General features: G+C 36.8%; 24 protein-coding genes. 10 read left to right on the forward strand and 14 right to left on the reverse strand.

All coding sequences use genetic code 11. The annotated features are described in order from the left end of the window. Positions 1-29: 29 nt before the first annotated feature. The gene (yutH, locus tag JFT95_RS22490; protein WP_002089339.1) at positions 30-1,031 is read right to left on the reverse strand and encodes a spore coat putative kinase YutH; all 1,002 of its coding nucleotides are present in this window, start codon (positions 1,029-1,031) and stop codon (positions 30-32) included. Between the two features lie 120 nt (positions 1,032-1,151). On the opposite strand from yutH, the gene JFT95_RS22495 reads away from it, so the two are divergent. Beyond that, a complete protein-coding gene (locus tag JFT95_RS22495; RefSeq protein WP_002015902.1) occupies positions 1,152-1,643 on the forward strand; it encodes a phosphatidylglycerophosphatase A family protein in 492 nt (163 codons plus the stop codon). 19 nt (positions 1,644-1,662) lie between these two features. Here JFT95_RS22495 and JFT95_RS22500 read toward each other — a convergent pair whose 3' ends face one another. From JFT95_RS22500 to JFT95_RS22510, 3 genes are all read right to left on the reverse strand, one after another. After that, complete coding sequence (locus JFT95_RS22500) at positions 1,663-2,142, reverse strand: GNAT family N-acetyltransferase (protein WP_002015903.1); 480 nt, start codon at positions 2,140-2,142, stop codon at positions 1,663-1,665. Between the two features lie 520 nt (positions 2,143-2,662). Continuing rightward, on the reverse strand, positions 2,663-5,236 hold the full coding sequence (locus JFT95_RS22505) for an FtsX-like permease family protein (protein ID WP_201053287.1): 2,574 nt from the start codon (positions 5,234-5,236) through the stop codon (positions 2,663-2,665). After that, positions 5,220-6,008, reverse strand: a complete 789-nt coding sequence (locus JFT95_RS22510; protein ID WP_201053289.1) for an ABC transporter ATP-binding protein — start codon at positions 6,006-6,008, stop codon at positions 5,220-5,222. The genes JFT95_RS22505 and JFT95_RS22510 overlap by 17 nt, the downstream gene beginning before the upstream one ends. A 286-nt stretch (positions 6,009-6,294) precedes the next feature. On the opposite strand from JFT95_RS22510, the gene JFT95_RS22515 reads away from it, so the two are divergent. Beyond that, positions 6,295-6,876 carry an NAD(P)H-dependent oxidoreductase gene (locus JFT95_RS22515; protein WP_201053291.1) on the forward strand — a complete coding sequence of 194 codons (582 nt, stop codon included), beginning with the start codon at positions 6,295-6,297 and terminating at the stop codon, positions 6,874-6,876. 32 nt (positions 6,877-6,908) lie between these two features. On the opposite strand, the gene JFT95_RS22520 is transcribed toward JFT95_RS22515, so the two are convergent. The 4 genes from JFT95_RS22520 to JFT95_RS22535 all read right to left on the reverse strand — a co-directional run bounded on the left by JFT95_RS22520 (position 6,909) and on the right by JFT95_RS22535 (position 9,577). Beyond that, positions 6,909-7,439 (reverse strand): iron ABC transporter substrate-binding protein, encoded by a 531-nt coding sequence (locus tag JFT95_RS22520; RefSeq protein ID WP_201053292.1) that lies wholly within the window; start codon positions 7,437-7,439, stop codon positions 6,909-6,911. A 114-nt stretch (positions 7,440-7,553) separates the two neighbouring features. Next, positions 7,554-8,318 carry a TIGR01457 family HAD-type hydrolase gene (locus JFT95_RS22525; protein WP_061673662.1) on the reverse strand — a complete coding sequence of 255 codons (765 nt, stop codon included), beginning with the start codon at positions 8,316-8,318 and terminating at the stop codon, positions 7,554-7,556. Between the two features lie 107 nt (positions 8,319-8,425). Continuing rightward, complete coding sequence (locus JFT95_RS22530; RefSeq protein WP_002139296.1) at positions 8,426-9,058, reverse strand: helix-turn-helix transcriptional regulator; 633 nt, start codon at positions 9,056-9,058, stop codon at positions 8,426-8,428. Between the two features lie 78 nt (positions 9,059-9,136). Then, positions 9,137-9,577 (reverse strand): DUF86 domain-containing protein, encoded by a 441-nt coding sequence (locus tag JFT95_RS22535; RefSeq protein ID WP_002015910.1) that lies wholly within the window; start codon positions 9,575-9,577, stop codon positions 9,137-9,139. A gap of 147 nt (positions 9,578-9,724) precedes the next feature. Here JFT95_RS22535 and glpX point away from each other — a divergent pair, with 147 nt between their 5' ends. From glpX to JFT95_RS22550, 3 genes are all read left to right on the forward strand, one after another. Then, positions 9,725-10,696: a class II fructose-bisphosphatase gene (gene glpX / locus JFT95_RS22540; RefSeq protein ID WP_002015911.1), complete on the forward strand. Its 972-nt coding sequence runs from the start codon at positions 9,725-9,727 to the stop codon at positions 10,694-10,696. Between the two features lie 16 nt (positions 10,697-10,712). Then, positions 10,713-10,979 carry a DUF3055 domain-containing protein gene (locus JFT95_RS22545; protein WP_002034592.1) on the forward strand — a complete coding sequence of 89 codons (267 nt, stop codon included), beginning with the start codon at positions 10,713-10,715 and terminating at the stop codon, positions 10,977-10,979. 371 nt (positions 10,980-11,350) lie between these two features. Then, a complete protein-coding gene (locus JFT95_RS22550) occupies positions 11,351-11,848 on the forward strand; it encodes a cytoplasmic protein (RefSeq protein WP_098634934.1) in 498 nt (165 codons plus the stop codon). 42 nt (positions 11,849-11,890) lie between these two features. On the opposite strand, the gene JFT95_RS22555 is transcribed toward JFT95_RS22550, so the two are convergent. Then, positions 11,891-12,193: a YutD family protein gene (locus JFT95_RS22555; protein WP_002015914.1), complete on the reverse strand. Its 303-nt coding sequence runs from the start codon at positions 12,191-12,193 to the stop codon at positions 11,891-11,893. A gap of 118 nt (positions 12,194-12,311) precedes the next feature. On the opposite strand from JFT95_RS22555, the gene JFT95_RS22560 reads away from it, so the two are divergent. Then, the gene (locus tag JFT95_RS22560; RefSeq protein ID WP_002015915.1) at positions 12,312-12,890 is read left to right on the forward strand and encodes a YhcN/YlaJ family sporulation lipoprotein; all 579 of its coding nucleotides are present in this window, start codon (positions 12,312-12,314) and stop codon (positions 12,888-12,890) included. A gap of 28 nt (positions 12,891-12,918) precedes the next feature. Here JFT95_RS22560 and JFT95_RS22565 read toward each other — a convergent pair whose 3' ends face one another. Continuing rightward, positions 12,919-13,650: a MerR family transcriptional regulator gene (locus JFT95_RS22565; protein WP_201053293.1), complete on the reverse strand. Its 732-nt coding sequence runs from the start codon at positions 13,648-13,650 to the stop codon at positions 12,919-12,921. A 99-nt stretch (positions 13,651-13,749) separates the two neighbouring features. Here JFT95_RS22565 and JFT95_RS22570 point away from each other — a divergent pair, with 99 nt between their 5' ends. Further along, complete coding sequence (locus tag JFT95_RS22570; RefSeq protein WP_201053294.1) at positions 13,750-14,565, forward strand: YhfC family intramembrane metalloprotease; 816 nt, start codon at positions 13,750-13,752, stop codon at positions 14,563-14,565. 23 nt (positions 14,566-14,588) lie between these two features. Here the strand turns inward: JFT95_RS22570 and JFT95_RS22575 are convergent, their stop codons facing one another. Further along, on the reverse strand, positions 14,589-15,023 hold the full coding sequence (locus JFT95_RS22575) for a hypothetical protein (protein WP_201053687.1): 435 nt from the start codon (positions 15,021-15,023) through the stop codon (positions 14,589-14,591). Positions 15,024-15,165: 142 nt separating this feature from the next. On the opposite strand from JFT95_RS22575, the gene JFT95_RS22580 reads away from it, so the two are divergent. Then, positions 15,166-15,720: a histidine phosphatase family protein gene (locus JFT95_RS22580; protein WP_061673666.1), complete on the forward strand. Its 555-nt coding sequence runs from the start codon at positions 15,166-15,168 to the stop codon at positions 15,718-15,720. Between the two features lie 82 nt (positions 15,721-15,802). After that, on the forward strand, positions 15,803-16,282 hold the full coding sequence (locus JFT95_RS22585; RefSeq protein WP_002034581.1) for a YbaK/EbsC family protein: 480 nt from the start codon (positions 15,803-15,805) through the stop codon (positions 16,280-16,282). Between the two features lie 20 nt (positions 16,283-16,302). Here JFT95_RS22585 and lipA read toward each other — a convergent pair whose 3' ends face one another. Further along, positions 16,303-17,199 carry a lipoyl synthase gene (gene lipA, locus JFT95_RS22590; protein WP_002015922.1) on the reverse strand — a complete coding sequence of 299 codons (897 nt, stop codon included), beginning with the start codon at positions 17,197-17,199 and terminating at the stop codon, positions 16,303-16,305. Between the two features lie 189 nt (positions 17,200-17,388). Between lipA and JFT95_RS22595 the strand changes: the two genes are divergently transcribed. Next, positions 17,389-18,372 carry a M23 family metallopeptidase gene (locus tag JFT95_RS22595; RefSeq protein WP_088040370.1) on the forward strand — a complete coding sequence of 328 codons (984 nt, stop codon included), beginning with the start codon at positions 17,389-17,391 and terminating at the stop codon, positions 18,370-18,372. A 36-nt stretch (positions 18,373-18,408) separates the two neighbouring features. Here the strand turns inward: JFT95_RS22595 and yunB are convergent, their stop codons facing one another. Further along, entirely contained in the window at positions 18,409-19,140 is a 732-nt protein-coding gene (gene yunB / locus JFT95_RS22600; protein ID WP_061690074.1) for a sporulation protein YunB, read from the reverse strand. 55 nt (positions 19,141-19,195) lie between these two features. Then, a complete protein-coding gene (locus tag JFT95_RS22605; protein ID WP_002015926.1) occupies positions 19,196-19,498 on the reverse strand; it encodes a YunC family protein in 303 nt (100 codons plus the stop codon). Positions 19,499-19,521: the final 23 nt, after the last annotated feature.

Here is a 19,521-nt window from a genome sequence, read left to right on the forward strand (position 1 = left end):
AGAGACCTCACCCGGTCTCTTTTTTCATTTTAAGACAGCCAATCTAATTTCCTAATGCCTAACTTATCAACAGGTAAACGAAATGACTCGTAAAAATGATTCATAAATTGCTCAGTGCGCTTCACATCATGTAAAATGATTTCTAAACGGGCTCTATATATGCCTTTTTGTTCTTCGTTTCCTGTTTGATAATATCGTTCAATCGTTTCAAAGTAGTGAAGCGGGAACAGAAGCCTTGCGAATAATAAGCGCCAACCAAATGAAGAGAGCGAATAATTACGTTCATAATCTGTAATGAATTGAACTACCGTTTGCTCCCAATCTTTCTTTTTTTCTATCATCATATAGCGAATACATTCTGCTATATCTCTACTTGGGTGATCATATACCCAATCAAAAGGAAGTTTTAAACGCTTCGTTTGCTGCCATAATAAAGGTGTAAATCGTTCTTGGCAAATTGTTGCTGCGTCAGTTATTTGTGGTGTATCGTCCATTTCTGTATCGACAACATATTGAATTGCATTTTCTGCAACTCCTAAGTAATACGGGAAGGATTCAATAAACAATTGATCGAATACGTCTGAAGGATGGTTCATCACTTGCGATTGCCAAAACCTTTCTAATTGGTCGAGCCTTTTTTCCCATAATGCTTTCCATTCACCAATGCGGCTTAATTGCTCAACTTCTTCTGGAAAGAATGCGCCACGTTTATGGAATATAGAAAGCTCACTTCCTAATGATGTAGCATGTCGCTCTAACATACGCATACCTTTTAATAAGCAGTAATTTTTTTCTTCTATCTCACTTACATAGTAGCCGTGTATAGTCGGAACGAAAGTCGAAACAGTTATATCCCCTTGCTGGTTCATATAATCACTGAGCTTTTTCATCTCTACAAGTACTTCTTCCTCCATTTCTCCAATTGGAACAAGTACATAAATTTTGTTGCGAATCCAAAAGCTTTTATAGGGGCCAAGGGGGATTAATTCTTTAACATGCATGTGATAATGCTCATAAATATGCTGAATCATCGCAGTCGCCACCTATGGTTTTTCTTTATATATATGAGCTTGTGCTCGCCTTTCATTCCTATGCACATGATAAAGCAACGAAACGTATACAAATACTAAAAAGAAAAAAAGGTGATAAACATGAAAGACTCAAATCAACTACAAGAAAGAGCATTACAACTATTACAAGAGCGCGGTGTAACAATTGACGATATTGCTGATCTTGTTCATTTTCTTCAAAAGAAATACCATGCAAATTTAGAGATGTCAGAATGTCGCTATAACGTTGAGCGTGTACTATCAAAACGAGAAGTACAAAACGCTCTTATTACAGGCATTGAACTTGATGTCCTTGCTGAAAAAGGAATGTTAAGTCAGCCGTTACAAGATATCGTAAAACGCGATGAAGGACTATATGGAATTGATGAAGTCATCGCACTTTCAATCGTTAACGTGTACGGGTCAATTGGCTTCACGAACTTTGGATATATCGATAAATTAAAACCAGGTATTTTAGAATACTTAAATGATAAATCAACTGGAAAGGTGCATACATTCCTTGATGATATCGTTGGCGGAATCGCTGCCGCTGCTTCAAGCCGTTTAGCACACCGTGCTGAGCATTCAGAGTAACGTATCTAGGCCGTCAGTTTCACACTGACGGCCTTTCATATTCCATAAGCATGAACTCTCTTCCACGGCTCAAAAAAAGAGGTCCTACTTGAAATCCAATGTTTTTATACAGCCTAATCGCTCTCTTATTGAATGTCGCTACACTCAGTCGAAACATTTTCGAATTCAATTCCTCAGTAGCAAATGCTATTCCCGCTTGAAAAAATATTTCCCCCATCCCTTTTCCTGTTAACTCCGGCTTCATTCCAAGCCCAATATCTACTACATCTTCTCCCCTATATAAATTAGCATCTCTTCCCCCTGGCACTTGTGCATTTTCTCCAAAACAAAAATAGCCGATGAATTCTCCATTCTCTCCGCAACAACCGTAATACGTCCCATCTAGCAACTCTTCTATTACTTCAGCATCTCCCGAAAAGCTATATAACGTATAGGGATTTTCATACTTCCACGTATTTATTTCTTTCGCTTCTTCTTCTGTTAACTTATGTATATCCATTCATCTCGCTCCTTATCAAATACTCTACTAATCTATATGTATTTACTCATTCATTTTCCAAACTTGATTCTCCTCTAATCGTAATATGCATAGTTACATACGCACACCCCTTTAAAAAATGCTACAATTTATTTGAATCGCTGTTGTTACACTTCTTGATTAAGAAAGACTGTTAACCGGAAAATTAACGTCTTATCAAACCCAAGCAATTGGCACGTTTTGTCATCATGAAAGACACTCGAAAGAGTGTCCTTTTTCTATACCTGAGCAGGACCTGCTCATTTACAAAATTAATGCATAAATTAATATAACTCTTAAACCCATCATTACCTTTCTATACGTTGCAGCGTTCGTTGCGACATATTCGGATAATAAAAAGCACTCCAGCCAGAGTGCTTTTTACTTTCAAACAAGGAGGTTACATATATGGATAGTACTCTTGTATTTAACTTTGGCATTGGTATTGTTATCATTTTATTCGTCTTCTTTGTACTTTGTATGAGCGGGATATAGTAATCTTTTATGCTGATAACTCCTTTAAAGTATCACTCAATTTAAACTTTCTTAATTGTAATGAAGCAATCATTGCTGCTCCTGCTCCGAGTATAATGCTAGCTAGTGCCAATATTAAAACTTGATTATACGGAATGATAATAACCGTTAACTCTAAGCTTGATAACACAATATAACTAAATACAATCCCACCTAAAACCCCAATACAACCAGCTATCGCTCCAAGTAAAGTGCCCTCTAATAAAACAATCCGTCTCATTTGCTTCGGAATAGCTCCTACCGCACGAATCATACTAATTTCAGCACGTCTTTCATGTAAACTTGAGACAATCGCATTCATTAACCCTATACCAGAAATAATGAAAACAATTACAACTAACAAGCGAATTAACATCATCATTTGCGATAATAACTGTTCTTGTTCTTTCAATAAATCATAACTGTTTATAACTTCTACATTCTCTTTATTATTTGTAATTTCTTTTACTTGCTTCTTAATCGCTTCAAATGATTGTTTAGAATTTGTCATAATTTGAATCGCTTCATATCCTTGTACGTGAAACTTATCGCGAGCCCATTGTTCATTTACAAAAATATCTAACCCTCTTAACCTTAATCCTTGCTCAATAATCGAAACGACTTTAATCGTTTGTTTTTCTTTCCCTTTTCCTTGTACTTCAATCGTATCATGCAACTGAATCCCTAATGTTTTAGCAGTTCTCTTCGTAACGACTCCCTCACCATCTTGTAATGGCTTATTTAAATCTTGTCCTGTAATCACTTTCGCTTTTGTTACTTTTTGATAAGCAACAATATCATTCCCCACAACTTCTATCACATCATATTCAAAATCATCTTTCCTCACATTTTCATACCACTCTTGATCCGCTTTTTTAAAATCATAATTTATAAGCTTCGCTGTAAAGTCAGTAACATTTGCTACGCTCTCTTCTACACCATCAATTTTTTTAACCTTCTCCATCCAACTAAATGGTAATACTTCAGTACTTTGCGACTCTATTGGAATTCTTATTACTAAATCAGCTGGTAAATGTTTTTGTAACCCATCTTTCATGCCTTCGTAAATAGAGTTTATATACATCGTTCCAACAAGTGCTAACATAAAACCAAATGCTAGTATAGCAACCGATACAGCTGCCTTATTTCGATAACGAATTACATTTCGGCTACTAATCGTCGTTTCAATTCGTAATATCATTTGAAGTGGTTTTGCAATCACTGGTGCTATCATCCGAATAAATAACGGAATCGCAAATAACAAACCAACTGCAAATAACAGCGCTCCTATCGCACTTGGATTAAAACCGATATACTGCTCTAATACGTTACCTGCTAGTCCAATAACAGTACCAATGATTAAAATGCTAAGGCTAAAAGCACTCCATCTCTTTTCTTTTTTCTCATTACTAGGAAGACCTGGGCGAAGTGCTTGAACTGGTGGAATCTTTCTAACCATGAAAGCTGGTATAATGGCCCCTATGATAGACATAACAATTCCTAGTAAAAACGTAATGAGTAAAATCTCGCCTGAAATCGAGAATGATGCTTTCCCTGCCCCCTCAATATTCACCCATTTGTTAATGAATGATGCTGCAATTGTTTGCGTACCTGCCCCAAGAATAACCCCTGCTAGCGATCCGATTGCTCCGATGCATAAAGCCTCTAATAAAACGACTAATATAATTTGATTTGGATTACTACCAATTGCATGTAATAATGCCCATTGCTTAAATCGACTTCTGACAGATAAGAAGAAACTTCCCATTATTAAAAGGGCTACAACAAATAAGGCAATACCACCTAAACTAAAAATTAATGGCTTCATTACATTTAGGCGTTCAAATGCCTTATCTACATAAGTACGTTGGTCCATCTTTATATTTTCAATCTTTTTATGTACATCAAAAGCAATTGCTTTTTTCACATTTACATCTTGTACTTTCACTTGAACAAGATTGAATTGATTTGGTAAATTTAATTCTTTTTGAAGCCAATGGATTGGAAAATAAGCACTATGCCCCATTGACGCCATTAACGGTGGATTTAAAATACCGACAACTTTCACAGCCTTTTCACCATGCTGCGGGAATGGCAGTTTAATCGTATCTCCTACCCGTATATTTTCACGATCTGTATACCCTTTTGTCAGTGCTACTTCAGCACCTTCTTTCGGATATCGTCCTTCTAATATTTTATAAGAATGCATTTCTGGAGAATCTTGCTCAACACCCCAATAAGATGGCTTTCCCGATAGTTCTTTATAATGTGGAAAAGGATACGGTATAAGTGCTTTTGATATTTTTTCAGCATTTTCTAAGCCATCTATTCCTTTTAAACTTTCATTATTTAAATACATGTCATTTTTTATATAGCCAAATTGTAAATTATAATCTCCATACCGACTTACTACTTGTTCCTTCACACTTTGCTCTACTGATTGATTACCTAGTAATAACATCGTCGCTAACATAACCCCTAAAGCTGCACCGAGGGCAATCAACATATTCCGCAACCAATTTTGTTTCATCGATTTTATCGCATACTTAATTACCCATCGCATCACCTTTACCTCCTACTTTAAAGTGATGATTCATAATCTCTTGAATTTGAGTAACTTGTTGCGGGATATTTCGAAATTTCCATCCTTTACTTTCAGCATGCTCATGAATCACTTCACCATCTAATAAGAAAACAACTTTATCAGCATGGGCCGCTACGAACGGATCGTGCGTTACAATGACAGCTGTTTGCCCTAATTCATCACATGCATTGCGAAGTGCCGCGATAATATTTTTGCTGTTTTCTGAATCTAACGCCCCTGTTGGCTCATCTGCTAATATAATAGCCGGCTCATTTGCAAAAGCTCTTGCTATCGCAACCCTTTGCTGTTGCCCACCTGATAACTGTGCTGGTAAATGCTTTTCTTTTCCTTTCAATCCAACGAGCTCTAATAAACGATTTGCTGTCACAGTTGCCTTCTTTTGCGAAACATTATCTAATAGTAAAGGCAACCCTACATTTTCCTCCGCATTAAACACTGGAATTAAATTAAACTGCTGAAAAATAAAACCGATTTTATGCCTTCTAAATAAAGCGAGCTCTTTTTCTTTTAATGTTGAAATCTCCGTACCATCAACTCGAATACTACCTACCGATGGAATATCTAATCCACCTAACAGCTGAAGTAAAGTCGTTTTACCCGATCCACTTGCCCCCATAATACAAACAAAGTCACCTTTTTGAATTTGAACATTAATATCTTTTAAGATCTTTACTTTACTATCCCCAATATCAAACGATTTTTCTAACCCTTCAATTTCAATAATATTCATCCCGATATCCCCTTTTCTCTCTATTTACCAATCTATATATTCTATTCAAAAATGCAAAATACCTACTATTTTGTATTTTTTTGTCACATACTAACATTTATATTAACCGGCAGTAAGTGCCCGATTAGTGTGAGCAAATAATCAGTGCGGGATGGACACCCCCCACCTATTAAAATTTCACTTTATTTCTCACGTCAGAAAAGTTGACTCTCGCAACGGAAGTAACCATAATAATTACACGAATATATAAAAACTATTCACATATCCACAATTAGGAGGAAGAACAATGAAACATGTGATCGTTTATGCACACCCGAATACAGAAAGCTTCAACCATGCAATTTTAGAAACTGTAAAAAGTGAATTAGAAGGAAAAAGTCATGAAGTACGCGTTCGTGATTTATACGAATTAAACTTCAATCCAGTATTAGGTGCTTCCGATTTCATCTCATTTTCCCAAGGAAACACACCAGAAGATATTAAAGAAGAACAAAAGCATATCTCTTGGGCTGATAGTATTACATTCATTTATCCAGTTTGGTGGGCGGGTCTTCCTGCTATTTTAAAAGGATACGTTGACCGTGTATTTAGCCACGGCTTCGCTTATGCTTACGGTGAGAATGGTATTGAAAAGTTATTAAGCAGTAAAAAAGGATTGTTATTATCTACGATGGGAAATTCGAAAGAAGTATACACAGCAGGCGGTATGTTTGACGCAATGAAGAAAACCGCAGATGTTGGTATTTTTGAATTTACAGGAATTGAAACACTTGAGCATACATTCTATACAAGTGTTCCTTCTGTGGATGACAGTGTGCGTAAACAATATCTTGAAGAAGTTAAAGACGTAGTGAATCGTGCGTTTTAATAAAAAAACTCCGGTTATAACAACCGGAGTTTTTATTTCATCATCAATTTCGGAATATATCTTTGAAGAATGCTTTCTAATTCATTCATATCTTCCTGTCTAATAAGTAAATTCACATTATCATTCATTTTTTCTCGCCCGCGATATAAAAATATATTTTCTTTTGGATTTTCCCATGTTGATGTTTTATAGCCTTTTAATTCTTCGTATGAATAAAAGTTCAATCCGTCTATTACACCTTTTTCATATATTTGTACACTTTTAATAAGATGGATAGCTATTAAAGTCATAAAACAACTTGCTACAGCATAACTACCTGACTGAACGAGAAACTGTTCAACTGTATCAATATCGCCACTTACGTACTGAGCATATATATACATACATTGCCCGATGAAATACGCCGGTCCAAGTAATGCAATCCAACGTCGTTTCACCCGAGGATATGTTGCAATAAGTTTTCCCGCGCTTTTTGTCATTTCATTTATTTTATATATCTTCCATAGAACAAAGAACAAAACACATAATGTAAAAACAAACATAATACATGACATCCAGTACACTCTTATTTTCCCCCTTCACATCATTACATATAAATTTTACATTTTAAATCTCTATAGTACATATGCAATTGTGCATAAAAAAACAGGCAACCGCTTCTGGTTACCTGCCTTTCATTACATCTTCTCAATCCACTCCGTCAAGTTGTGCACAACTTGCGTCGGTTGTACTTCATATTCTGTTAACTTGTCCACAGTTGTTACTCCAGTGTGGACAAGAAGGGTATGCATACTAGCATTTATCCCCGCTAAAATATCTGTATCGTAGTTATCCCCAACCATTAAAGCTTCTTCTTTTCCTATGCCAAGCACTTTTAACGCTTGTTCCATAATGATTGATTCTGGTTTACCAATAAAGATTGGATCCACACCTGTTGATACTGCAACAACTGATGTTAATGAACCGTTACCTGGTAATAATCCGCGTTCAGTTGGAATAGCAATATCCCCATTTGTAGAAATAAATGTTGCGCCGTTACGCACAGCAAGGCATGCTTTTGCTAATTTTTCATATGTGATATCACGATCTAATCCAACAACGACGAAATCAGGATTTTCATCCACAATTTCAAATCCTTTTTCCACAAGAGCAGCATGTAAGCCCTCTTCACCAATCATATATACAGTTGCATCTTGTTTGCGCTCATAAATAAAGTTCGCTGTAGCCATACTCGTTGTGAATACTTGCTCCGCTTTCGCTGGAATATCGAAACGAACAAGCTTTTCTGCAACTTGTTCTGGTTTACGAGTTGAGTTATTTGTAACGAATAAATATGGAATACCGCGCTCTCCTAACGCTTTTACGAAGTCGCTTGCTTCTTCAATTTGCTCTTCACCGCGATACATTGTACCGTCTAAGTCAATTAAATAGCCTTTATACATCTGTTTGTCTCTCCTTTTATGCTAACGTTCATATCTATCATACCACTCTTATATTAACCCCTTTTTCAAAAGAAAAAAACGCTTTACCTTAAAGCGTCCCATAACGTTCATTTTTTCTCTTTTATTTGGTACGAACAATTACAATCGCCCACGCACATGTTTGCTAACGTCTTCACATTTGCATCTGCAAATAACCGCTTATACATATCTTTTTCATCTTCACACACTTGCGGGAATCTCTCTGCAATTTCCTTTAACGGACAGTTTTGCTTTTCAAATATGAAAGAATGCTCCCCATCTCGCTTTATTTGAACCATATAACCGTTTCTCTCTTGCATAGCAGCTACTTCTTGAACTTTATACGCTAAATTGCTTTGATTACTTATCCTCTTTTGCAACTGTTCTTCCATTCGTTTCGTTCTCGCTTGCAAGACGTGACGCAGCATTTTTTCATCGCCCATTCGAGCCAAATCTTCTAGCATATCAATAGCAAATTGCTTATATTCTTTCGGGAATGTATCTTCTCCCTTTTGACTTAATCCATACAAATATGTTGGTCGTCCGACATGCTGTCTTACCATCTTTGAATAAATTAGCTCATCATTTTCTAGTTTACTTAAATGTCGACGAATCGCCATCTCTGTAATTTCTAAAGCTTCGGCTAATTCTGCTACAGTATGCTCTCCTTTTATCTTCAGTAATTGTACAATCTCTTCTCTCGTAGTACGTGCTTCCCCCATAGCTCACCCTTCTCCCTTTTCTTTCTCCTATACAATATAAGATCCCCAAAGGAATTCCCGGGGATCTTATAAGCACAATTATTCTGGTACAAATGCAGATACAGGTCCTAATTCCTTTTCTAAATAACTGTGAATATTCGCTGGGTATTTCTCTACCACGGCGATATGTTTTTGAATCGTCTTATATAATTCATCATGATTCATTTGAATATAATCTTGCGTAAGCATTTTTCGAAGAAGAATAATTTCTTTAATATGCGCTCCCTCTTCTCCACTTATAACTCTCTCGTCCATTAAAATATCAATAATATCTTCGTAACTTCCTGGATCGCGCATAATAAATCCATCAATCATCGCATTCCCTACATCTAATATACAATCGATAATAAGATGCGCCATGCGCTCTAATGCGTAAAATTCAAACTCGGTTTCATATGTCTTTTTCTCTTGAAATGTATTTGTTGCTCGTTCTAAACATACTAGCATTTGTTCTATTTTTTTTCTGTCTACGAAGTACATGAATGTCACCTACCTGGAAATTAAAGCATTTACATTTTAATTGTAACGCTTTCTTCTGAAAAAATCGACAATTTTTCGAATTCACCTTTTCCTCGTTATTTGTTATAGTTATATTTGTATGATTTTTGAAATTGGAGGAATGCAACCTTGGAACGTGAACTCGCACTAGAAATTGTCCGTGTAACAGAAGCAGCAGCCTTAGCATCCGCACAGTGGATGGGCCGCGGAAAGAAAAACGAAGCAGATGATGCAGCAACTACAGCTATGCGTGATATGTTCGATTCAGTAAACATGGCAGGTACAGTTGTAATTGGTGAAGGAGAACTTGATGAAGCACCGATGTTATATATTGGTGAAGAACTAGGAACAGGTAACGGTCCAGAAGTAGATATCGCCGTTGACCCATTAGAAGGCACAAACATCGTTGCAAAAGGTCTTGCAAATGCAATGGCAGTTATTGCAATCGCGGATAAAGGAAACCTTCTTCATGCTCCGGATATGTACATGGAAAAAATCGCGGTTGGTCCAAAAGCAGCTGGTAAAATTAGCTTAGATGATCCAATTGAAAAAACAATTGATATTGTAGCAGAAGCAAACAATAAAAAAATTCGTGACCTAACGGTTATCATCCAAGAACGTGAACGTCATCAAGATATTATTGACCGTGTTCGTGCAAAAGGTGCACGCGTAAAACTATTTGGTGATGGAGATGTTGGTGCATCAATCGCTACAGCTTTACCTGGAACAGGTATCGACTTATTCGTAGGTGTAGGCGGAGCTCCAGAAGGCGTTATTTCTGCAGCAGCATTAAAATGCCTTGAAGGTGAAATGCAAGCTCGCTTAGTTCCAATGAACGAAGAAGAAGAAGCTCGTTGTCGTGAAATGGGATTAGAAGATCCTCGTCAACTTCTTATGTTAGATGACTTAGTATCTGGTGATGATGCAATCTTCTCAGCAACAGGTGTATCTGCTGGTGAATTATTAGACGGCGTGAAATTCCTTGGCGGAGATTTAGCTGAAACATATTCTATCGTAATGCGTTACAAAACAAGAACAGTACGTTTCATTAAAACGCATCACCATTTAGATCATAAACCACACTTAAACTTAGATATTTAATAAAGGAGCCATGTGTATGGAAGAACGTTTCTTTCTGTACGACGATACAGTCGCTACAAAAACTCGTTTCGTTAGCTTTTTGGGGGAAAATGAGCGTCATGATTTAGCGCTTTTATACTCCGATCGTCATTACGGTAAAACGATAGTCCTTGATATGCAAAGCAACAAATTTGCTATCATCGGTCCTGACGATTTAAACGAACAAGGCTACTTAGAGCATGCATTTTCGATGTCTGAAGAAAATGCAGAAGAATTACGCTCATTTTTATTTGAACTTATATAATTTATCTGGTGCACCAGCTATTTTAGCTGGTGTTTTTTTACAATTTATATTTTGAATTTTCAATCTTATGTGTTATACTTATGAACAAATCTATTTGGATGGAAAGGACGTTATCTACGTATGCCAACATTTACTTTGTAGTGGACCAGCAATTGGATAGCATTACTCTCAAAAAAGCACCACGCTTTTTCAAGGGAGTAGTCTGCCCATTCCCATTACAAAGGAGCGTAACGCATCTGTAGTATGATGTTTACGGAGCTTCCTAAGGGAAGCTCCTTTTATTTTTGTCTTTTTATCATGTCTTCATACTGCAAGACATCCAAATAACTGTATTACGTTCCTTTTACCACTACTATAAGAGGTGAAGGAAAATGCAAAAAGCACAACTTTCTTGGAGTTTATATGAAAATGAGCAAAACACAATCGAAAAGTATTGTAAAAATTGCAGACGCACTACCCTATTTACTGACACGAATATTCGTAGGCATAACGCCAACGGAAAAAATATATACCGCTTTGCCATTTATAAATGTCCGAAAGATCATACGTGGAATCAAAAACTTCGTATTTATAAAGCATTTACTGATCACGTTGAAACAGTCGATATGACCCAGCAGGATCAAACAGAAACAACTACTACCATTTCCATTACGCAACATAAAGAAAACGGCATAGCCGAAATCACGATCGTATTAGATATCGTTTTCGGTTCACACCGGATTGATAAAGTGTTATCCACATATATTTCTGATTGGAGCCGCACTATCATTGTGGATAAAATTAAAAATGGGCATATCCAATTGAACGGACAACAAATGAAACCAAACGCAATACTTTCTGAAGGCGATCATATTTCGATTTGTTTGTAAGCAAGTATAAAAAAATCCTCTTACAATCGTAAGAGGATTTTTTCATTTCTTCACTTTTCGTAATACAAAGTGTGCACAACCGAAGTTACAGTACTCGTATAAATACTCTGATAAAGTACTAATTTTCGTATCATATGTCGAACGTTGATTACTATCATCAAAGAATCCGCGCAATCTAAGTTGCTCATAACCCCAGTCTCCAACGATATAATCATATTTATTTAAAATTTCTGCATAGCGCTCTTTAAGTGCTTCTTCACTAAAACCGTCACGAAAGTTTTTAATCACTTCGTACTGAACATTATTAACGCTCACCGTAGTATGAATCTCTTGCTTTTGCTCCATTATGAACTTCCTCTCTAAGCATTCTTCTTTTTATCGTATCACAAAGCATAACAACCAACAATTTCAAATACAAAAAATTGAAAATTAGTGCATGCTATGGAGAAGGAGGTGCTACATCGTGAAAAAACAAATTATACTCTCTCTTCTCACTCTTTCCTTATTTGCAGGCTGCCAATCAACTAATAAAGCCGAAATGGAGCGTGAAGAAGGAAGTCGTGTTCTTGTTTCCAACAAAAACGACATGTATCATACGGAAAATACAAATACACGGCTCACAAGGGTGGGCTATTCATCTAAACAAAAACATGAAGTATCTAACAAACAAGTAGGCGCCATTAACCGTGAGAAAGTCGCTGAAATGATTACGAGCATGACAGTCAAACTTCCTGACGTCACCAATGCCGCTACACTCGTTACCGACGACGAAGTGTTCGTTGTATACCGTGCAAACACAACGGATCCAAAACTCGTAACAGATCAAGTATATAAAACTGCTTTGTCCATCGTTCCTCGCTATTATAAAGCATATGTATCAACAAACCAAAAGTTGATTTCTCAAATTCAAGGTCTTCAATCTGGTAGCTTAAATGATAAAGAATATGAACAAAGTCTTGATATGTTAAAACGTGAGATGAGCGATAATCCTCATTTGAACAATACGGGGGATCAAACTTTGAATGATATGATTAAAAAATAAAAAGGTGGAGAAAACCTCCACCTTTTTACTATTTCTTACGATCCGCATAAACCTCCATCGCATCACACATAAACTGCGCTAAACCTTCACCAAACTTATCAATATTTTTCGTAAAACGCTCGTCAGCAACATACATTTGACCGAGTCCCTTAAAGGCCTCTAATGAATATTCACCGAAGTTTTGCAAGTAATCGTACCATACCCCGATCGCGGATTGCGCCTCTTTAGAATCAGGTGCTCCATTTCGAATTGTTGCTAGATTTCTGTAAATATTATTAAACTCCTCCTGCTTCTCTTTAGACATCCCCTTCGCTGTTTTATTCGCTTTATCTACAGCCTCATCTCCCCATCGTTCACGTGCTTCTTCTTCGTACGGATTATGGCTGAAATCGAAGCCTTCAAATTTCTCTTTATTCGTCATTTCAATCTCTCCTTTTGTATGCTGAATTGTTTTATTAATCGTCGCTATCACCTTATCTAACCTGGCTCGCTTTTCAAGAAGCATTTTCTTATGAAGCTGTAGTGCTTCTTTGTGGTCAAATGACGGACTCTTGATAATTTCTTTAATCTTCTTCAAAGGGAAGCCTAGCTCTTTAAAAAACAAAATTTGCTGCAACGTTTCTAAATTTTCATTGGAATACAGACGATATCCAGACTCTGTCGTCTCATCTGGGGTTAACAACCCAATTTCATCGTAATGATGCAGTGTGCGCACACTAATCCCAACTAAATTAGCTACTTCTTTTACCCTCATTGTCATGCGTATCTCCCCCTTAATACATACGATAAAGTATGACGCAACGTTAGAGTCAATAAGTAAATTCATTTATCTCTAAAAGTTTCATCTCTCCCATATTTCATGCATAATAGATATGTACATATATTAGAAAGCGGTGAAAGTATGGTTTCAAATACTGTAATTGCCAGCATCATATTTCAACTCGTTGTTTCGGTTCTGGTCCCAATTATTGTACTCGTTTATTTCCGTAAAAAATATAATATTAATTGGAAAGTGGTCGGCATTGGTGTTCTTATCTTTATTGGATTTACCCAAATTCTCGAAACACCGTTCCACCTATTTATACGTGGTAATCCAGCAATCGCTCCATTTTTAGAAAATCCGTATGTCTTTGCAATTTATGGCGGACTAACTGCTGGTATTTTTGAAGAATTAGGACGCTTCGTTGCCTTCTTCTTCCTACTAAAAAAATATCTAGAATATAAAGATGGCTTCGCTTATGGAATTGGTCATGGCGGGATTGAATCCATTTTAGTTGGCGGATTCTCTGCATTGCAGACACTTATATTCGCTAATGCTATTAACAATGGTAGCTTCACTCAAATGGCAGAAAAACTACCACAATTAAATCTTGTAAAGGATATGTTAATAGAACAACCTGCTTATTTATACTTCCTTGGCAGCTTGGAAAGAATTATGGCTCTTGTATTGCAAATTGCCTTCACAATGCTTGTCGTATACGCGGTAAAACAAAAGAAATACATCTTCCTCGTATACGCTATACTATTCCACGCACTTGTAGACTTTTTCGCAGCACTTTACCAAACAAAAATGATTAACATCTTTGTAGCAGAAGGAATTACTCTTCTCTTCGCGATTGGTGGTTTCATTCTTATTCGTAAAATGAAAGAGAAATTAGTAAGTGTGCCAGAGTAAAAAATAACCCACCAGTTGGTGGGTTATTTTTTATATGGATTTTCGTAGTGATGATAACTTTTCCCTCCTTGCAGCTCCCTCTTTGTTTCTGCATCTATAACGATGTACTTATGAAACTCTTCTATTTCATTTTGAGTAAAAGAAGCAAAGAAATATACTTGGCGATCCGGGTGAACAAAAGAGCCTTCCATCGTCATTTTACTGTGACAACCGACATCTGTTTTTTGCAGGAAGATAAATTCCTCATGTGGTACTTCTTTAAATGAGATTTTTTTACGAACACTATATGCTGCATTTTTGTACTCTTTATAGATTTTCTTATCTAACTGTTCGTAAAACACATCCTCACTCACAAATGGCTTATTTCGATTGCTTGGATAGTCTAATTTTTGATTTGATTGTGCATATGTTGTGGACAATTGCGCGAGAAAACAAATACTGAATACAATGCATATCATTTTTTTCATAATTGCACCTCAAATTTTCGTTATCCACATTACTTTTCCACATACTTAGATCACTATTCCGTTTCCAATAAAAAGGAATTTTTTCCACATTTGTCGAAGTATATAGCGTCAACTTGAAAGATGGGGATGAATTATGAAGAAAATTATTGTAATACGACATTGTTCCGCAACTGGACAAAAACGTGATGCCGAATTAACGTTTGCCGGAAAAGATCAAGCTAACACCCTTGCTACATTCCTCTTAGAAAATCAGCTACAAATAGATCATATTATTTCGAGCCCATTTGTCCGAGCTATCGATTCCATTCGGCCCTATGCGATTCAAGCTAACCTATCTATCGAAGAGGATGAACGATTAGCTGAACGTATATTAAGCAACGTTCCGATGGATGATTGGATGCAAAAACTAGAATCTACTTTTACAAACATAGATATTGCCTTTTTAGGCGGAGAGTCAACAAAACAAGCAACGGACCGTGCTATATCGCTTATCCAAGACGTTTTAAAGTTAAACCATACTACAACACTACTCGTTACACATGGAAACTTACTTACGCTCATTTTAAAGCACTTTGATCGTACGATCGGCTTTAATGAATGGAAAACTTTAACGAATCCTGATATTTATGAAATTACACTTGATGAACAATCTATCATAAAACGATTATGGGAAGCGCCATCCAAGTAATATCCCTTTCCAATACATTCAGTTGACACCGCGAGGAGATATGGTAGAACTGCAGTAAACATAGAGAGGGGTATCATTCAATATGTACGAAGACGTACTTTCTTTACTACATAAAACAAATGCTTCTTATGAAAAATTTGAACACGAACCAGTACTTGACTATGAAACAGATCGTATCGTTCGTGAAAGACTTGGTTTGCAAGGCACTCCAAGTAAAAGCTTATTTTTAAAATCAAAATCCGGGGAGCATTACGTATTCTTTACGTTAGAAGGCACTCGCCTCAACCGAGGAGAGATGAAGGAAATAACAGGAGAGAGCTTATCTCTCTGTTCTCCTAATGAGCTAAGAGAAGAGACTGGTTGCACTCCTGGATGTGTAGCTCCTTTCGGTTATTCACAAGATGTAACGATTATTGTGGACAGTTCAATTTATACTTACGATAAAATTTTAATTACACCTGGTGTACCTGAATTTACAATTGAATTATCCACAGAGGAATTAAAAAAGATTTTATCCACATGTCAAAATAAAGTTTTAGAGTATAAGAAAAAAGAGAGCTAATGATTAGCTCTCTTTTTTCTTTATTTCGCTTCTGCTACTTTTTCTTTTGCAGAACGTACTTGCTCGTCCGCATGATAAGAAGAACGTACAAGTGGGCCAGCTTCACAGTGGCTAAATCCTTTGCTAAGTGCAATTTCTTTTAGCTCTGCAAATTCTGCTGGTGGGTAATATTTAATAACTGGTAAATGCTTCTTAGATGGTTGTAGGTATTGTCCAAGAGTTAAAATATCCACATTGTTTGCACGTAAGTCATCCATTGCTTCAATTAAATCTTCTCTCGTTTCACCTAAGCCCAGCATAATGCTCGATTTAGTTGGAATATCAGGCTGCATTTCTTTTGCTCGACGTAAAAACTCTAATGAACGGTCATATTTTGCTCTAGCGCGAACTCGGTTAGATAATCGACGTACTGTTTCAATGTTATGGTTCAAAATATCTGGTTTTGCATCCATTAACATTTTTAAATTTTCTTCTACCCCACCCATATCAGATGGTAATACTTCGATAGACGTGAATGGATTTTCACGACGTACAGCGCGTACTGTTTCAGCAAAAACAGCTGCTCCGCCGTCCTTTAAATCATCACGTGCAACCGCTGTTATAACAACGTGCTTTAAGCCCATTTGTACTACAGAATCTGCTACGCGTTCTGGCTCTTGTAAATCAAGCTCAGTTGGTAAGCCTGTTTTAACCGCACAAAAACGACAAGCACGTGTACAAACCGCACCTAAGATCATAAATGTTGCTGTTTTCCTTACAGCCCAGCATTCATGAATATTCGGACATTTCGCCTCTTCACAAACTGTATGAAGATTCTTAGAACGCATCATTTTCTTTAAGCCTGTATAGTTTTCATTCGTGTTTAACTTAATTTTCAACCATTCGGGCTTGCGCTTATACTCTGTTTGTTTTGTCATGGTTATCAACTCCGCACAATATGAAATAGTTTACCGTGTTCGCTTCTTTCAATGTAACATATCTATTCTAACGTATGAAAGCGATTTGCTCAAATGAAGATTCTAAGATTTTTTCCAATCGTTCCCTATAATGAAATACTCCGTATATCCCACACTAAAAAGAGTGATGTTGTGAAAGGAGTCTATTTCATGCTTCGAAAAATTTCTCTTTTGCTTTCGATTTGCTTTCTTCTCCACCAAAACATCGCTTACGGTGAAGATAATCAGCAAAGCATATATGAAAAGCGCATGGCACTATATAAAGAAACTGAGCAATCTTCCGGTATTCCGTGGTATTACTTAGCCGCAATGGATCAATACGAAAGAAACATACGGAGCGTAAGAAAAGATATTCCGAAAAAACCAGATGCCATCATTTCCCTTTATTTCAAACCTGAAATATGGGCTGGACCTGTTAATAGTAATGATACTCTCCCCCATACAATTTCTCTATTTGGCGGAATGGGTTTAGATGGTGACAAAGATGGATTTGCAAATGCAAATAACGACCGTGATCTTCTGCAGACAGCAGCAACCATTTTAAAGAAACAAGGAACGTCGGAAGACCGTATTAACATTATGCTTTGGGAATATTATAGACGTGCAAAAACAGTTGAATTAATTACAGAATACGCCCGAATTTATAAACATTATGGACGCATTAATTTAGAAGGCAATGCTTTCCCTCTCCCGATTCGCAGTGACCATAGTTATCGTAGTACTTTCGGTGCTGGTAGAAGCTTTGGCGGCAGGAGGATTCATGAAGGAACCGATATTTTCGCTGGATATGGCGTACCAGTACGATCAACTTGCTATGGCGTTATTGAAACAAAAGGATGGAATCGTCTTGGTGGATGGCGCATTGGTATTCGTGACCTTCATAATAATTACCACTATTACGCTCATTTAGGCGGGTTCTCTAAAGAAATACAACTCGGACAAATTGTCGAACCAGGAAAAGTAATCGGATTTGTCGGTAGTACCGGCTACGGTCCTCCTGGTACAGCTGGAAAATTCCCGCCCCACTTACATTTCGGCATGTATAAAGACAATGGCTATACAGAATGGGCTTTCGATCCATACATGCATTTAAGCCTTTGGGAACGAAAAGAACGAGCAAATACAAAACGATAACCGTAGCAAATTGCTACGGTTATTTTTTTATATTCGCTAACTATCCGTTTTCTTTTTATCTGGTACAACAACTCCCCCGCTTCCGTAATAAGTAGGCACTTCACCTTGAACGATGCGCGTCGCAATCGGAATGTTTTGCTTCACTTTAATTTCTTTCGTGCGTAACGGAATCATAACTTGTAACGTCACTTCCACTTCCATAATAATTTTGATCGCTGTATTATTAATTCCTTGCGGCTCAACTAATTGTTTAATATCCGTATTCACATGACCAATTGGCGTAAAATTAATCGGAATATCCGGTCCTATATTACCAAGAAGCGCATTATCAGTTATACGCCCAAAAGGAACTGACATAGATACCTCATTCTCTTCAAAAATACCAAGTGCTTTCGTATCCCCTTTTTCTACTTGTTGTAAATATTTTTCTATGTATGCAGTAGTCGATGTTAATATTTCATTTACTTGTTTTGTATTTAAATCAATTGTAGATACTTTCCCGTTCCTATCCGTTTGCACTTTCATTAATGAATCTACATCAAACCCTTCATTAATTCGGTCTTTTACCGCTTTCGTCATAACTGCTGTTGCCATTTTATGAGTCTCTGTTTCCCCATACTTAATTAACGTTGGCTGAATACTTTTATTTACAATCCATAAACCTTGAACTACCATTACGATAAAAATAATAAATGAAATAAGCAGTATATACCGAAAGGAAATCGGTCCCCTTCGAAACCGCGAATTTTTCGAACGAAATATGCCCATAAGAAAACCCTCCTTCTTATATTATTTCTATGCAAGAAAGAGGGACGATATATGCTTATCTCATTTTTAATAGTGCATCTTTTCCGATTGTGCCTACCGGAATACCTAAAGCTTCGGCTCCAGTCGTTACTGATTCCAGCGGTGCTTCAAGAAGTTGTTCAATCGTTCTTACACCAACCGCACGGCCAGCAATAATTCCTCGATCACCTAACTTCTCATTTAGAAGACCTACATCTAAAGCACCGCACATAATATATCCTTTATCGCTCATTACAGCTAGCAAATTTGTCTTTGGAAGTTTTACGCTAACAGCAATGAACGTATAGTTATCAATTATAATTGGCTCTACATTAACCATAGTTCACACTCCTCTCTTTCTTA

Source organism: Bacillus sp. TH17, assembly GCF_016651125.1.
Taxonomy (GTDB): domain Bacteria; phylum Bacillota; class Bacilli; order Bacillales; family Bacillaceae_G; genus Bacillus_A; species Bacillus_A mycoides.

Coding starts and splice junctions, on each gene's coding strand:
- JFT95_RS22510 (WP_201053289.1), bottom strand. CDS start 6,008: ATGAATATTATTGAAATTGAAGGGTTAGAAAAATCGTTTGATATTGGG.
- JFT95_RS22535 (WP_002015910.1), bottom strand. CDS start 9,577: ATGTACTTCGTAGACAGAAAAAAAATAGAACAAATGCTAGTATGTTTA.
- JFT95_RS22505 (WP_201053287.1), bottom strand. CDS start 5,236: ATGCGATGGGTAATTAAGTATGCGATAAAATCGATGAAACAAAATTGG.
- JFT95_RS22575 (WP_201053687.1), bottom strand. CDS start 15,023: ATGATATGCATTGTATTCAGTATTTGTTTTCTCGCGCAATTGTCCACA.
- JFT95_RS22550 (WP_098634934.1), top strand. CDS start 11,351: ATGCAAAAAGCACAACTTTCTTGGAGTTTATATGAAAATGAGCAAAAC.
- JFT95_RS22555 (WP_002015914.1), bottom strand. CDS start 12,193: ATGGAGCAAAAGCAAGAGATTCATACTACGGTGAGCGTTAATAATGTT.
- JFT95_RS22580 (WP_061673666.1), top strand. CDS start 15,166: ATGAAGAAAATTATTGTAATACGACATTGTTCCGCAACTGGACAAAAA.
- JFT95_RS22515 (WP_201053291.1), top strand. CDS start 6,295: ATGAAACATGTGATCGTTTATGCACACCCGAATACAGAAAGCTTCAAC.
- JFT95_RS22570 (WP_201053294.1), top strand. CDS start 13,750: ATGCATAATAGATATGTACATATATTAGAAAGCGGTGAAAGTATGGTT.
- JFT95_RS22525 (WP_061673662.1), bottom strand. CDS start 8,318: ATGTATAAAGGCTATTTAATTGACTTAGACGGTACAATGTATCGCGGT.
- lipA (WP_002015922.1), bottom strand. CDS start 17,199: ATGACAAAACAAACAGAGTATAAGCGCAAGCCCGAATGGTTGAAAATT.
- JFT95_RS22500 (WP_002015903.1), bottom strand. CDS start 2,142: ATGGATATACATAAGTTAACAGAAGAAGAAGCGAAAGAAATAAATACG.
- yutH (WP_002089339.1), bottom strand. CDS start 1,031: ATGATTCAGCATATTTATGAGCATTATCACATGCATGTTAAAGAATTA.
- JFT95_RS22495 (WP_002015902.1), top strand. CDS start 1,152: ATGAAAGACTCAAATCAACTACAAGAAAGAGCATTACAACTATTACAA.
- yunB (WP_061690074.1), bottom strand. CDS start 19,140: ATGGGCATATTTCGTTCGAAAAATTCGCGGTTTCGAAGGGGACCGATT.
- JFT95_RS22585 (WP_002034581.1), top strand. CDS start 15,803: ATGTACGAAGACGTACTTTCTTTACTACATAAAACAAATGCTTCTTAT.
- JFT95_RS22545 (WP_002034592.1), top strand. CDS start 10,713: ATGGAAGAACGTTTCTTTCTGTACGACGATACAGTCGCTACAAAAACT.
- JFT95_RS22595 (WP_088040370.1), top strand. CDS start 17,389: ATGCTTCGAAAAATTTCTCTTTTGCTTTCGATTTGCTTTCTTCTCCAC.
- JFT95_RS22565 (WP_201053293.1), bottom strand. CDS start 13,650: ATGACAATGAGGGTAAAAGAAGTAGCTAATTTAGTTGGGATTAGTGTG.
- JFT95_RS22605 (WP_002015926.1), bottom strand. CDS start 19,498: ATGGTTAATGTAGAGCCAATTATAATTGATAACTATACGTTCATTGCT.
- JFT95_RS22530 (WP_002139296.1), bottom strand. CDS start 9,058: ATGGGGGAAGCACGTACTACGAGAGAAGAGATTGTACAATTACTGAAG.